Origin of the sequence: Caenibacillus caldisaponilyticus (assembly GCF_002003465.1) — a bacterium.
Classification (GTDB): domain Bacteria; phylum Bacillota; class Bacilli; order Bacillales; family Sporolactobacillaceae; genus Caenibacillus; species Caenibacillus caldisaponilyticus.
Genome location: NZ_BDDQ01000042.1, coordinates 1 through 14,251 on the forward strand (window position 1 = coordinate 1; position 14,251 = coordinate 14,251).

Sequence of the window (14,251 nt, forward strand, 5' to 3'; positions counted from 1 at the left end):
CAGCCGGTGTAGAGGCGATGACCCAATGGATGATTGCTGACAAGGATCGGTTGGAGGTCAAAACGTGGTTTGGGCAATGGGTGCCGAACCGTGAAACAAACGGTTCGGGTCGTAAGGCTCCAGAGACCAAAACCCGTAAAAGGCTGACCAAGCAAATCGTAAATGATGTACGCGACAACATCCCCTATATGAAACAATCTTCAGGCACGATGATTCACAGCACTTTGAAAGGGCTGATCGGTTTTTAAACATTAAGAGAGCTTCCGTAAGAAGTCCAAGAAAATAGGAGAACGCTTTCAAATTGCATTGTACAAGAAAAGTGCCCACAAAAGCTTGACTGCATCCTCAATCCAATCAAGGTGGATCACTGAACCGTTTTTTGCTATAATCAAATTAGAAATTGAAATGAATAACATTGTTTTTTTAGGAGGAGTCTGTCAACCGACGGGCTCCTCTTTGTCTTTTTTCGGCTGAAGCCGTTTTCTGTTTCCAAACGGCCGGGCCGTATCCAGCATTTGTGGGAGGAGAGGAAACATGAACGAACAAGCTTGGCTGGCTTTTGGTCTTTTTGTCATCGTTTACGCCTTCATCATCACGGAAAAAATTCATCGCACCATCGCCGCGCTGCTCGGGGCGTTGGCGATGATTGTTTTCGGCATCTTGGATCAGGAGGCGGCGATTCATCACATCGACTTCAATACCCTCGGCCTTTTGATCGGCATGATGATCATCGTCGCCATCACGGCGGAGACCGGTCTATTTAACTACATCGCCATCTGGTCGGCCAAAAAAGCTAAGGGGAGTCCGCTCAAGATTTTGTTGATTTTCTCGGCCATCACAGCCGGCGGTTCGGCGTTTCTCGACAACGTCACGACCGTATTGCTCATCGTGCCCGTCACCTTCAGCATTACGCGCCGGCTCCAAGTTCCGGCTTTTCCCTATCTCATATCCGAAGTCCTGATGTCCAACATCGGCGGAACGGCGACGATGATCGGTGATCCCCCGAACATCATGATCGGCAGCGCGGTTAAAGAATTGACGTTTAATGCGTTTATTGCCAATCTCACCGCCATATCCGGTTTGATCGCCATCGTGGTCATGTTGATATTGGCCGGCCTTTACCGGAAACAGCTTAAGGCGAACGAAGCGGCGCGGGTCAGGCTGATGGCATTGAATGAGCGTGATGAAATCACGGATGTCCGGCTGCTCGTCCAAAGCTTATCCGTTTTGGCGCTCACGATCGCCGGGTTTTTCCTTCATCAGACCATCCATTTGGAATCGGCGTCCGTCGCGCTCATCGGCGCCGTGTTGCTCTTGTTGATGACCGGCGAGCGTCAGTTGGAAAGGGCGTTGATGAAGATCGAATGGCCGACGATCTTCTTCTTTATCGGATTGTTCGTTCTCGTCGGCGGTTTGGTGGAAACCGGCGTCATTGATGCGATCGCTTCAAAAGCGATGGACATGACCGGCGGGGATGTCGCGAAGACGTCGCTGTTGGTCTTATGGTTGAGCGCCTTGGCCTCGGCTTTTGTCGATAACATCCCGTTCGTCGCGACGATGATACCGATGATCAAGGAGATGGGTGAATTGGGGCTCGCCAACCCCGAACCGGTTTGGTGGAGCCTTGCCCTCGGCGCTTGTCTCGGCGGCAACGGCACCTTGATCGGCGCGAGCGCGAACGTCATTGTTGCCGGATTGGCCGACCATGAAGGCCACGACTTTTCCTTCATGCGCTTTTTGAAAATCGGCTTTCCGTTGATGATTCTCACCGTCATCATGGCGACGGTCTATGTGTTTTTCCGCTATCTGGCGTAGGCGCCGCAAGGATTCCCGCGGGCTCGGCTCATCAACGGGTGAAATCCGGAAGGGTTCCGCTGAATCACCCAAAGGCCGCACGGCTTCGTTTTGATTTAATTTTCCTTCGGTTTTCGTTATAATGCATGTGTATCGAAAGAGAAGGAGAGACGGAACAATGGCGGATCAAACCGTATCCGTAAAAGATTCGCGGGGGCTTGAGAAAAACGCGCTGTGGCGGCTCGGCGGCGCCCATTTTTTGAACGATTTGATGACGACCGGGCTCGTCCCGGCGCTTCTGCCTTTGTATAAGGAAGCGTTTGATCTCAGCTATACGCAGGCGGGCGCGATTCTTTTGGTTTCCAATCTCGTTTCCAGCGTCATGCAGCCGGTCTTCGGTCTGTTGACCGACCGCCGGCCGAAGCCGTGGCTGCTGCCTTTAGGGACGCTCGTGACCGGCGCAGGGCTTGCGGCGACAGGCTTCGTGCCGTCCTTTCCGCTGTTGCTCGTCGCCATCGCCATATCGGGATTGGGCTCCGGGCTCTTCCATCCGGAGGCGTCGCGCGGGGCTCACTTGGCGGCCGGCCGCGCCAAGGGCACGGCGCAGGCGATCTTTCAGGTCGGCGGAAACATGGGGCAAGCGTTCGGGCCTTTGATGTTGCCGCTGTTTTTGCTTTCGGTCGGCGTCAAGGGCGTGTTTTGGTTTTTGTTCATCGGCTTGTTGGGCGCCCTTTTGACCGGCCCGCTCGTACCATGGTATCGGGAAAAACTTGACGCGATTCATCGGAAAAAAGCGGCCAAACCGGGAAAAAAACACATACCGGGCATCATATTCCTGACGTTGATCGTCATTCTTCGCTCGTGGACGCAGGTTGGGGTCGCCGGCTTTTTGCCGTTCTTTTATTTGCATCAACACATTCCGCTAAGGATCGGCGATATGTTGACGTTTCTATTTTTATTGGCCGGTGCGCTCGGCACGTTTCTCGGGGGGCGCTTTTCGGATGTGCTGGACCATAAGTGGCTGCTTCTCGGCTCGATGGCTTTGACCATCCCGTTCGCGTGGCTGCTGCCTGTTTCCCATGGTCTTTTGGCGGTCATCATCTTGTTCCTCTTCGGTTTTTTGGTGTTATCTTCATTTGCGGTAACCGTTGTATACGGCCAAATGATGTTGCCGGACCACGTCGGCTTGGCTTCCGGTCTGATGATCGGATTGGGCATCGGCGCCGGCGGCATCGGCGCGACCTTTATGGGATGGCTGTCGGACCGCTACGGCGTCGACTTCATATTCCATCTCTTTTTGATATTGCCGCTCTTCGGCGCGTTACTCGCCTTGTTTCTTCCGAGCGAACGTAAGCTGCGCCACGCCAATGCGTCCTCATAAAAACGAACGCCGGACCAACGGAAGGCGATCCTTCCGTTTGGCCCGGCGTTTTCTTTTTTGCCTGTCTATCTCGTATGGATGATAAGCGTGATTTAGCAAGCCCTGGTCGTGCAGAGGCCGTGTCGGGCCGGTTCCCTTCCATGCTCCCAATTTTTCTGCCACGAGGAAACCGAAGCGACGCGGAGAATATAGTATCAATAGCCGTCACCGCGTGTCTGGGAAAGGGAGGATCTTGCAAAAAGATGAGCGAATCGCCGAAAACCGCTTATGTCAATGTTGCCGTCGCGGCGGTTTGGAGAAATTCGGGTGCTCCTCGTGCCGTCGATGAACCTGCGCTCGACCGCCCGGTGAGAATGAACGAATGGCTGGCCGCCATGACGAATGAAGAGAAGAAAGATTTGGTCGGACGCGTCGATACCCAAGCCTTATACGGGACAAAGGTGACCGTATCGGAAAGCGACGGGGATTGGGCGGAAGTCGCCGTGCATGGACAGCCGGGTCCGAACGGGCGGAAAACCTATCCGGGATGGATGCCGGTCCGTCAGCTCGCGGATGGTGAAACGATGAGGCCATATGAAGGAGCCAGGTCAGTCGTCGTCACGGTTTCAAAGGCATGGCTTTACGATCCAACGGGAAAGTCGCCCATTCTAGAAGTGAGTTATGGCACGAGGCTGCCGTTGGTTGGCGAAGCGGAAGAGGCATATACGGTCGCGACGCCCGACGGCGTACAGCGGTTGCGGAAGAGCGACGCCGCACTCGATCAGGCGGTCAGGCCGACGGGCGCCATGCTCGTCGAAGAAGGGTTACGGTTTCTCGGCTTGGACTATCTTTGGGGTGGCATGTCCGCTTATGGGTTTGATTGTTCAGGATTTGTTCATACCGTCCATAAACGGTTCGGAATCACGATTCCGCGCGATGCCGGCGATCAATTTAAGGCGGGGAGACCTCTGAAGAAGGGTGAACTGCAACCGGGCGACCTCGTCTTCTTTGCCCGGGAGAAGGGGAAGGGCGCCGTCCATCATGTCGGGTTTTACGCGGGTGCGGGGCAAATGCTGCACGCTCCGCAAACCGGCCGGTCGATCGAGCGCATCGATTTATGGGGGAGCGAAAAGTTCGCCGAGTCGTTCATCGGCGGTTGCCGTTTCATATGAAATACGGATTCCCGGCGCTGAACAAGCGGGTGAACCGCGCGTCGAGCAGGTAAGCGTCCGGCTGCCCCGTTGTCCGATATGTGGGCGTGCATTTTGTAAAAAAACGGGTTTTCGGCTGCCGTAGAAGACAGCCGAAAAAGGATTCATATTCCATCAATAGCCAAAATGGGAATGGGGACCGCACGGCGGACATGGCGGAGGGGGGCAAATGATATCTTCGCAACTTTCCGTGCATACGACGGATTCCGTGTGCGGGAAGTAATGGGCGTTAACATAATGGGTGTGATGCCGGTGCGTTGTGTGCGACGGATGAATGTGGGGGACGATGACGACTTGTTCAACACCCGGGTCAAAATTTTGTCGAGTCGGATCCACGACGGCAGGCATGACGACGGGAGGACACGGCTTGGGACATGCGGCCGGTTCACACGGCTCCGGCATCCATTCTTGAACGCCAGCCACGGGTTTTTTCGGCATCGGATTAGGCTGCAGGTTGACATTGGTCATCCCTAAGTTGGCCATCTCGTTTGCGGGGTTGCCGCCCATGTTTGGGGCATTATAATGCTCCATCATACCACCTCACCTGTATGGTTGAATTGAAATCTCGATATAATTTATGTGTGTGAGAAGTCCCGGGATATGGACAGCAACCTATAAACGATTGACTCATGGGAAAATGTGCGATTACCCCGTTCGTTAAAACTTTTTGGTCTCAACCGTTTCTAAGATATAAAGAAACTGCTTCATTTAAGAGAAGCCCGAATGGCTACCGATTTGAACACGAAAGGAAAACGCGGGCGCTTCATTCGCTTAATGAAGGCATCGAAATGAAAGATAAAAAATGTTTTGGCGGATTTTTCGCGATGATAAAAAACGATTGCTTTTTGTGATGTTGAATAAAGAAGCGAATGGGGCGATGTGGAGGAGAGCCGCATGCATCACGGCGTGTCGGACCCTCAAAATCAAAAAGTTCTTAGGAACATAGGGAGCATGGCAGGCATTCGGCTTCGCGCAGAGCCTGCCGAACGGAAGCGAAAGGTGCGATGAAGGGGCGTAAGGCGATGGCGCACCAAGCCCATTGGGCTTGGCGCATGGCGCGCAAGTCTTAGAACGCCCCTTATCGCTCATTCGACCGCTGCCGTACGGTGGATCAACTTGCGCAGCAACGGCGAAAGATATTCTGGGATGTCTTTGATCGACGGAACGATCAAGCTTTCCGTCCCGTAAATGTCTTTGAGCGTTTCTGCCTCGGCTTTCCGGCCGTTCCCGTCCGACAGGAAGACGCCGATGACCCGAATGCCTTTTTTGCGGGCCATTCGCACCGCTTCCTGCGTATCGAGGATGCCGTTGTCCGCATAGTCATAAGCCGACGGCTCGCCATCCGTGAAGACGATCAACCATTTGTGTTTCTCCGGTCGATTGATGAATCGCTCGGTCGCGATGCGGATCGCAAAGCCGTCGCGGTTGTCTTCCTGCGGCTCAAGCTGCAGCAAGCCCAGCCCCGAATCCGGAAGGAGCGATCGTTCGAATTCGACGGCTTTTAAAAAATAATTTGGCTGAACACGGTCTTTCGCCGCTAAAGCGTCTTCCCAAAACCCCGTGACGGCATGGGGGATGGAGAGGGATTGAAGCGTCTCGTGAAACAAGACAAGCCCTTTTTGCACGTCTGCCATTTTATCGTGCATCGATGCCGAACAATCGACGAGAAGGTAAAAGGCCGCGTCAAACATCGGATCGGTTGTACTTTTTTTGAAGAAAAGACGCGGGTTTTCCTCCGTAGCGATGCGGACGAGCCGCTTGCCGAGGCGGCCGGCGTGCAGGTCGTGCCGGGGCGCTGTCATTCGGTGTTCCAACGTTTTTTGCAGCGTGCGTTTTAGGGTGCGTACAGACGGTGCAACTTGCGCCTTCAGGGCGCGATACTTCTCGGCGTCTGCGGCGCTTGGCGGGCGCGCTTCGATGTCATGCGCCTCGGCGTGCCGGTTGGCGGCGCCATATGGCGCATCGCGCCCGCTTGGAGAGTCGCTGGCCGTCTTCGGTTCTTCCGGTAACCGGTCATAGCGGTTGCCGTCCGACCGGCGGGACGCGCCATAAACAGTGGCGAACGCCTGGTCGCCGTTTTCCATTTTTCGCTCGCCCGTACCGAGCAAATCCGTTTTGGCGCCTTTGTTCAGGTCAAACGATAAAAAGTGGTTGCCCGCCTGTTTTTGTTCCCGATGCCAAGTGGAAAACCTTTCGTTATGGGCGTCCTCCTCACCGTTCATTTTTTCTGCAGGAGAGGTGTCGGCTAACGCCTTGGCGCTTTTTTCAAGAGAACGGGCATCCGCCTTGTCTTCCGCCGTGAGGATGGTGACATAGGCGGCGGTCATGTCGGGCCAATCCGACGGCACGTTTTTGGCCAGCGCTTCGGCGAGCGCGCAAACCTCCTCAGTCGTGGCAAGATGAGGCAACGTTTCCGCGGCGGCGCGCACGCGGGGGGCCCAAGCGTCGAGCGGCGTTTTTAAGGCGATCGGCCGTCCTTCAAGGCGTATGGCGATGCCGCAGAATAACGCATCGGTCCACTCGCCTTGGGCAAGATGGCGGTGATAGCGGTGGCGGTAGGAACGCCGCAACCATTCGCTGCGGTTCATAAACGCCTTTTTCATCCCGGGCCGGTCCTGGATCGCCAGCCGGGCGACGCGGTGTTCTTCGAATAACGCCAACAGTTGTTTGGCGAAGGAAGGATGGTCGCTCCGGTCTTGGCGGGACAAGAAGCGGGCGACAGCCGTTTCATCCGTGAAATGGGCGTGGCCATAGGCGCGCAAATAGACATCGGTTTTCATTCCGTCGATGCGGCGCTCGTCCGGCAGCCGATCCCAAAAAGAGCTGATGGTCACCCGCCGATTTTTCCGGTCATAGTACGAATGCAGGGCGAAGTCGACCTCCAAACCGGGATCTTCCGCGAGCGTGCGGGCGAGATCGGTCAAGATCATGAGCAAAAACGGGTCGATTCGTTTTTCCATAAATTTAAAGGCTTTCAATGAGAATCCCCTCCTTTCCCAGAAATGTCTGCTCGGTTCATCGGCACCGGACGCATTTAAGAATCGGGTGCGGCATCGCCAACTTTCGCCATGGAAATCGATCTGTTGCTACAAAGGCACCCTTTCAAGGGATACGCGTCCATTGGTTAAAAATGTCCATGGGACGGCGAAAGTTTATGAACTTGATCACTTGTGTTTGTCGATCGGCGCCGTTCGATGAGAGGGAGCGCGTTCCATTGCCAATGCGCTGAGTTAAGAATCAAAGAGCGTTTCTGCGATGGTGAGGACGGCGGCCCGTTCCCGTTCATCATCTAGTTTATCGGCGATCGCTCGCCGGATGGCACGCAGGGGCGACATGAACGCCGCTAAATCGCAGGCGTCGAGAAGGGAGCGGATCGACGCGCCTTCTTCCGCGATTTGCCCGTCGCGCGCTTTTGAAATTAGATCACGGCTTAAGGCGACAAAACGGTCGAGCAACACGTCATCTTGCAGGCTCGATTGGCGCCGCAACAACGCTTTTAAGGCATCGCCCTGCAAGTATGGCACGTCGATGACGACGAAGCGGTTTTTTAACGCTTCATTAAGGGGCGTCGTGCCGATGTAGCCTTCGTTGATGGCGGCGATGACGGCAAAGCCTTCGCTGGCGCGCACGGTCTCGGCGGTAAAAGGATTGTGAACGGTGCGGCGGTAATCAAGAACGCCGTTCAGTATAGGCAGCGTGTCGGCCCTTGCCATGTTGATTTCATCAATGTAAAGAAAATGTCCACGCTTCATCGCTTTCTCGACCGGACCGGGCACAAAGTCGATGCGCGAATGGCCTTCGCCGTCGCTTCCCAACGTTTTATGGCCGAGCAACGCTTCGGCATCCAAGTCGACGGAGCAGTTGATCATGTGCATCGGCTGCTGGAATAGGTGCGACAACAGCTCGGCGAGTTTGGTTTTGCCGGAACCCGTCGGCCCTTTTAGGAGAACATTTTTTCCGAGCGCCAGCGCCGTAACCGCGTCGGCGACCACATTTGGATCGCTGGCGGTATAGCCGGGCGATCCGATCAGCAGCCGTTCATCATCGCTCAGTTGTTTTTCACGTCGATGTATGTCGAGCACGATCCGCTTCACTCGGTCGGCGAGCGGATACCGCGCCAGTTCGCTTTCGATCATTGCAATGGCCTCCAAACGATGTAAATGTGACACTTAATTAATATAATGAAAAAATGCAAGGTTCGCCAAGAAATCGTTTCAACGCGGCTTTAACATGTGCGGGCGGGGGCGTCGGGGCGTTTGCCGCGCGCCGGCGCCGTTCAATGCCAAGAAGTCCTCGGAATGGAAGGGAAAGAGCGGCAGAACGTCGAAAACAGGGTAACGGCCTAAACGACACAAAAATGGGCAGTTGGAAAATCAAGCGCTCGTCCCATTCGTACGCAAGAAACGTTTGGACGACGGAAAGAGGTATTCAGGAATAGGCGGCGATTTGAAGCGCATAAAAAATTCCGCGGAGAAACCGCCGCGGAATGACGCCGGCAAACCGGCGGAGAAAGTTCCAAGAAGCAAACGGAACCTTTCACATCAGCGAAACCACATTTCGGCGCCCGCTAAACGGCGGGCCGTTTTCAGACCGCTGTCTTCAATGACGATGCGAAACGGCCGTTGTCCGCGCGCCGAAAGGAGATCGGAAACCGGTCCGACGCCGGTCGGCTCGTAGAAGGCGAAGCGGACGCCGGCCAACGAGACAGGGATCATACGGGCGTTCAGCCGCTCGTCGACCGCCGGTTTTTCGATCGTCGCGCCAAACAGACGCTTCCAGGTCGCCGCCGCTTTTTCCGCATCGCGGGTCACCGTGGCGATTTCCGAGAGTCTTCCTTTATTTTTAAGCAAGCCGAGTTGGCGCAACCGGTGTTCTCGTTCTTCATCCGTTTGTTTCCAATCGATGATAAACGGCAGGAAAAAAGGATCCTCGCCGGTTTCTTCAATGAAAAGCATCGACCATTCCAAAATTTGTCCGTCCGGCGTCGCCCGGCGGCCCGGGATCGGTCCCGTCACCCGCAAGCCTTGCCTTTGAAAATGACGGGCGGCGTCCTCCATTTGATTGGTGCGCAAGGCAAGACGGATCAACCCTTCCCCAGAAGGCTGTTCGCGGACCAGCTGACGGATCAATGAGTTGTCGGCCACGGCGGCCGCCCGGTTTCGATCTTCAAGCCCGAGAAACTCAATATACGAAAGGCCGAAGTGGAGAAGGCTGTTGTACGTGCCCCATTTTTCATGGCGGCCTCCCGCTGCGGCGGATAACCCGACCGCTTCTGCGTCTTTCAATGATTGGAACGGATCGCGGGCCACACAGACCGCGTGGTCGAAACGAAATGTCAAGGACATGCGGCATCCCCCTTTATAAGTGTTTTAATTTTTTGCACCCATCGGCTCGCCGTTCATGATCTCCCCAAGCTTCAACCGACATCATTTTCGCAACACGCACCATGTTCTTTGTCACCCGCAAGCGTCCGTCCAACCGGGGCTTTGGCACAGAATGCCGCGGTCAATGAGGGCGTTTCGCCGCCTTTTTTGAATGATTATAAAAACAGGCATTCGTTTCATCTTCTCGGCAGACGATGGAACGGCTTTTTTATTCATTGTACCTGAACGATGCCATCCTCCCAAGCGGTTGAATTTCCATGAAAGCGATTCGCCGCCGCCAGGGTTCATTGGAATCCACGCCGTAGTTTTCTTAGCGGCCATCCATCTAGAAACGTCTAACATCTCGCATGGTTGCCTGGTCCATTCGGAATGCGGCGTTGGCCCGCTTAAAAAAGCGGATGCTTAAGCCGCTTGCTGTGACGCACCGCGGTTTTCACTCGTCCTGCACAAAGAGATATAATATGGATTAGCGATTCCTTTGAGGGGAAAGAATCTCGCGGCTGGATCCCGGTCGATATGAGCCGTTTGGCAAGAGTGGCAAAAATGGGGATAACGGGAAAATCGGCCGGGGCGGCGGGCGACGATAGATACCGTTTGTCCGGCAAGGTCTCTGTCACATTGTTTGCTTGCCTTGAAAAACATCCGGCCGCGTGCTCATCCGCCAATTCTGTGCTAGGCGTAATTTTGCCGTCCGGTTTTTTAAAAGGCGCCGGTTCAATACCGTTATATAAATGTCAGGATGAACAAAGGTTGGCAAGGCGCTGCGAGCGCCGGGTGGCAAGCCGACGCGTCCGATGCTTTATGCGCCGGGCGATCGTTAAGATTGGAGAAACCGGAGGAATGAGATGGGAGCCGAAACCTTCGCCATACAAAAAATTGTAATGAGAAAACTGCGCATGCGCCTTAAGCACCCGTTTTCGACGAGCTTCGGAACCGTTCAGGACAAGCATTTCTTCATCATCGAAATTGTTGATCGTGACGGAATTAAGGGTTACGGGGAATCGGTCGCTTTTGATACGCCGTGGTATACGGAGGAAACCGTCGGCACCGTCGCGCACGTCATCGAGGATTTTCTCATACCGCTTCTAAAAGGGGCAGTTCTTCGCCATCCGGATGACGTGACGGACCTTTTTCGTCCGATTCGGCGCAACAATATGGCCAAAGCCGCTGTTGAAGGCGCGATTTGGGACGTATACGCCAAACGCAAAGGGGTGTCGCTCGCCGGTGCGCTCGGAGGAAAGAAAAAAACGATCGACGTCGGCATCAGCATCGGCCTTCAAAAAGATATGAACGCTCTGCTCGAAGTGATTCGGAAAGCGCTCGCCGACGGATACAAGCGGATAAAGATTAAGATCAAACCCGGCCGCGATATCGACCTCATCGACAACGTGCGGCGCGAGTTTCCGGACGTTCCGCTCATGGCCGATGCCAATTCGGCTTACACTTTAAAAGACGCGGATCGCTTGAAAGCGCTCGACGCCTACGGATTATTGATGATCGAGCAACCGCTCGGCCATGACGACATCGTCGATCACGCTCGTCTGCAACAACACATCGACACGCCGATTTGTCTCGACGAAAGCATTCACTCCTTCGATGACGCGCGCCATGCGATCGAACTCGGCAGCTGCCGGATCATCAATATTAAGATCGGCCGCGTCGGCGGGCTGACCGCGGCCAAGCGGATTCACGATTACTGTCGATCGCGGGACGTTCCCGTCTGGTGCGGGGGCATGCTTGAAGCGGGGATCGGCCGGGCTCATAACATCGCCCTTTCCAGTTTGGAAGGTTTTACGCTTCCCGGCGATACGTCGGGGTCGAATCGGTATTGGCACCGCGATATCATTGTCCCCGAGGTGGTGGCCGAAAACGGAACCATCCGCGTGCCGGACGGCGCCGGCATCGGATACGCCGTCGATGAAGAAGCGCTTGAAGCGTTTACGGTGGCTAAAAAAGAATTTGTTTTTTGATGGATCCCGGATTTCCTCGGGATTTTTTGCATTCACGCGACATTTCACATCATCGGCGTCCAGCCGTTTACTTGGCCGGTTCGGATGGTCAACCCAATCCGCGGCAAGAACCCAGAAAATGCAGGACCGACGCAACGCCTGCCATTCGACGAACGTCTTTTAACAGGGCGGTGCGCCGGCTGCACAAAATTATAAATCCACGAGCTCGGAAACATGCGTATATGCCTTGTTTCCTTTCTCCCAATCGTGTGGATTCGACCAGATTTCCTCAATGAAGATATGGGCGGCGGAGATTTTTTTAGATGTGCGATCCGGGCCGGCCGCATCGCGAAGGATGACGGCGCTCATAAATACATCCGTCATGAGATGGGCGATGCGTTTTGCATAGAGGGTTTGCCATTCCTCGCTTGCCTTGGTCAATCGGCGGATATGTTCATGAAGCCGTTCAATGCCTTCCCGCACGGGTCGGGTGAGAGACGCGAGCGATTCCGGCATAGACGCCAACATATCTTGGACGTCACCAATGAAGTCTTCGTGAATTCGGTATTTGCGAATTAACCGCAACACCTCAAGCGCCAAAATATTTTCCGTTCCCTCCCAAACCGTCAGCACTTGCGCATCTCTTAATAATCGCGGGGTGACAAAGTCTTCAATATAGCCGTTTCCGCCATGCAGGTGGATGGCTTCATGAGCGAAATCAATGGCTTCAGCCGCCGTCCGCGCTTTTAATAAGGCGATCAACAGGCGAAGCAACGCCTTATCGCTTTCTTTCGTTGCGCGCGGTTTTCCCATGACGTCGTCGAAGCGCTTCACCAACTCAAACGTTGCCCGTAAAGCTGCATCTTGACGCGCGGCCAATTTTCCGAGGGTTTCTTTTACCATGGGAAAGTCGATCAACCGCGCGCCAAAGGCCGTCCGTCGCTTGGCATAGTCGCGCGCTTCGACAAACGCGCGCCGCATGATCCCTACGGAAGCCACGGCATTGCAAACACGCGACAAATTTAGGGCATCCATCATGTAATAAAAACCTTTGGAAGCTTCGCCGATCAGAAAGCCTTTCGCTCCATGAAAAACGACTTCAGCGGACGGGACGGCGCGCACGCCTAATTTATCTTTTAAACGGCGAATGGTAATGCCGTTGAGGGAACCGTCTTCGCGGCGCCAGGGGACAAGAAATAAGCTCAACCCCTTGGTTCCCGATCCGGCGCCTTCAATGCGTGCCAGGACGGCGGCGACTCCCGCGCGCCCGGCGTTGCTTGCAAAATATTTTTCCCCATATAAAAGGTAATGATCGCCCCGGGTCACCGCCTTCGTTTCGTTCGCTCCGACATCCGATCCGCCTTGGCGCTCGGTCAAGAAGGTGGCGCCTTCATAGAGGGGAACTTCGCCGGTGGATATAACGTGCGGCAAGTATTTTTTCTTTAAGGAATCATCCGCAAAATGATCGAGGAGGTAAGCGACGGCCATGGTCAAGGTGACGGGACAGTACAATCCCGGTTCCACTTGCGACAGGAGATAACTTTGGGCGAAAGCATAAATGTAATTGCCTTTTTCTTCTAATTGGGGGATCGGCTTATGCGGATAGGCGGCAATTCCTGTGCGATAGACCTCATCGGCCGTTTGGCGGTAGCCTTCGTTCACCCAAATTTCCGAAATGTCCTCGCCGTACCGATCGTATTTAATCAAACGGGGCTGCCCTTCGCGATCGGTATGCCTGGCCCGTTCATCATAAATGATCGTTCGTTCCGCAAAGTGCGCCAATTCCTTGTCTGCCCATTCAAAAAAGCGTTCATCGAGAGATCGCTTTAATAGATCGATGAACGTATGGTCCTCGCGATATCGATTCATCGAAAGATTTCCCCCCATTGTATTAAAGTTTTTCACGAGAAATAAAGCGGTTACAATTTTATCGTGATCCGGAAACGCTCCATCGTCGTGGCGCTCATCGCACTTTTTAAAAAGTATACCGCGAGCGGCAAGAAGCGTAAATAAAGAAGAAGGATATTTTAAAATTTTTAAAAGAAATTCGAGCGCTATGTGTGAAGGCATTTGGAAAATAACCCCGGCGTTTATCGCGCGGTCTGCCGCTTGATGCGGACAACTGATTTGGAGAAATCGTTCTCCGCCATACGATCCGTGATTTTGCCGCCGCTTTTCGTCAGCCTCTGGATTGATTGTTTAGGGAAACGTGTCTTTTGTCTGGAGGAGACCTTTATTGTTGCTTTACATATTATGTCGATGGGCCGTGTGAGATGAAAATCACGCATAAACACTAGAGCTGCAGGTGCCCCTGGCGTTTTCTTGAGATGGGTTTTGGTATATTTTACCTATCATAAATGTATTGACGCACCATGTTAACGGTGCTAATATAATTACCGTCGCTTCTGAAGCAAGCGAATGTGGATGCGTATTTGACGCGTTCATGAATGACCGAAAGAAAGTTGTTGACATTAAGATCGGCAAGTTGTTAAAATGAAATAGTTGCCGATAGGAAATCTTCTTTTGGAATCGTTCCTTGAAAACTGAACAAAA

At 54.0% G+C, this 14,251-nt stretch carries 10 protein-coding genes; 5 read left to right on the forward strand and 5 right to left on the reverse strand.

Annotated elements, in window-relative coordinates:
• The 4 genes from CCB157_RS17660 to CCB157_RS12000 form a co-directional block, all read left to right on the forward strand.
• A partial coding sequence (locus tag CCB157_RS17660; protein ID WP_439951322.1) for a hypothetical protein occupies positions 1-248 on the forward strand: 248 nt, incomplete at its 5' end.
• Between the two features lie 286 nt (positions 249-534).
• On the forward strand, positions 535-1,815 hold the full coding sequence (locus CCB157_RS11990) for an ArsB/NhaD family transporter (protein WP_077616127.1): 1,281 nt from the start codon (positions 535-537) through the stop codon (positions 1,813-1,815).
• 157 nt (positions 1,816-1,972) lie between these two features.
• Positions 1,973-3,175: an MFS transporter gene (locus CCB157_RS11995; RefSeq protein WP_077616128.1), complete on the forward strand. Its 1,203-nt coding sequence runs from the start codon at positions 1,973-1,975 to the stop codon at positions 3,173-3,175.
• Positions 3,176-3,417: 242 nt separating this feature from the next.
• A complete protein-coding gene (locus CCB157_RS12000) occupies positions 3,418-4,326 on the forward strand; it encodes a C40 family peptidase (protein WP_158077296.1) in 909 nt (302 codons plus the stop codon).
• 153 nt (positions 4,327-4,479) lie between these two features.
• Here CCB157_RS12000 and CCB157_RS18375 read toward each other — a convergent pair whose 3' ends face one another.
• From CCB157_RS18375 to CCB157_RS12025, 4 genes are all read right to left on the reverse strand, one after another.
• Entirely contained in the window at positions 4,480-4,899 is a 420-nt protein-coding gene (locus CCB157_RS18375) for a CotD family spore coat protein (protein ID WP_369688676.1), read from the reverse strand.
• Between the two features lie 551 nt (positions 4,900-5,450).
• A complete protein-coding gene (locus CCB157_RS12015; protein WP_077616131.1) occupies positions 5,451-7,343 on the reverse strand; it encodes a vWA domain-containing protein in 1,893 nt (630 codons plus the stop codon).
• 252 nt (positions 7,344-7,595) lie between these two features.
• Positions 7,596-8,501: an ATP-binding protein gene (locus tag CCB157_RS12020; protein ID WP_077616132.1), complete on the reverse strand. Its 906-nt coding sequence runs from the start codon at positions 8,499-8,501 to the stop codon at positions 7,596-7,598.
• Positions 8,502-8,906: 405 nt separating this feature from the next.
• Complete coding sequence (locus CCB157_RS12025) at positions 8,907-9,710, reverse strand: VOC family protein (protein WP_077616133.1); 804 nt, start codon at positions 9,708-9,710, stop codon at positions 8,907-8,909.
• 884 nt (positions 9,711-10,594) lie between these two features.
• Here CCB157_RS12025 and menC point away from each other — a divergent pair.
• Positions 10,595-11,719 (forward strand): o-succinylbenzoate synthase, encoded by a 1,125-nt coding sequence (gene menC / locus CCB157_RS12030; RefSeq protein ID WP_077616134.1) that lies wholly within the window; start codon positions 10,595-10,597, stop codon positions 11,717-11,719.
• Positions 11,720-11,908: 189 nt separating this feature from the next.
• Here the strand turns inward: menC and CCB157_RS12035 are convergent, their stop codons facing one another.
• Positions 11,909-13,567, reverse strand: a complete 1,659-nt coding sequence (locus CCB157_RS12035; protein ID WP_077616136.1) for an acyl-CoA dehydrogenase family protein — start codon at positions 13,565-13,567, stop codon at positions 11,909-11,911.
• Positions 13,568-14,251 lie beyond the last annotated feature (684 nt).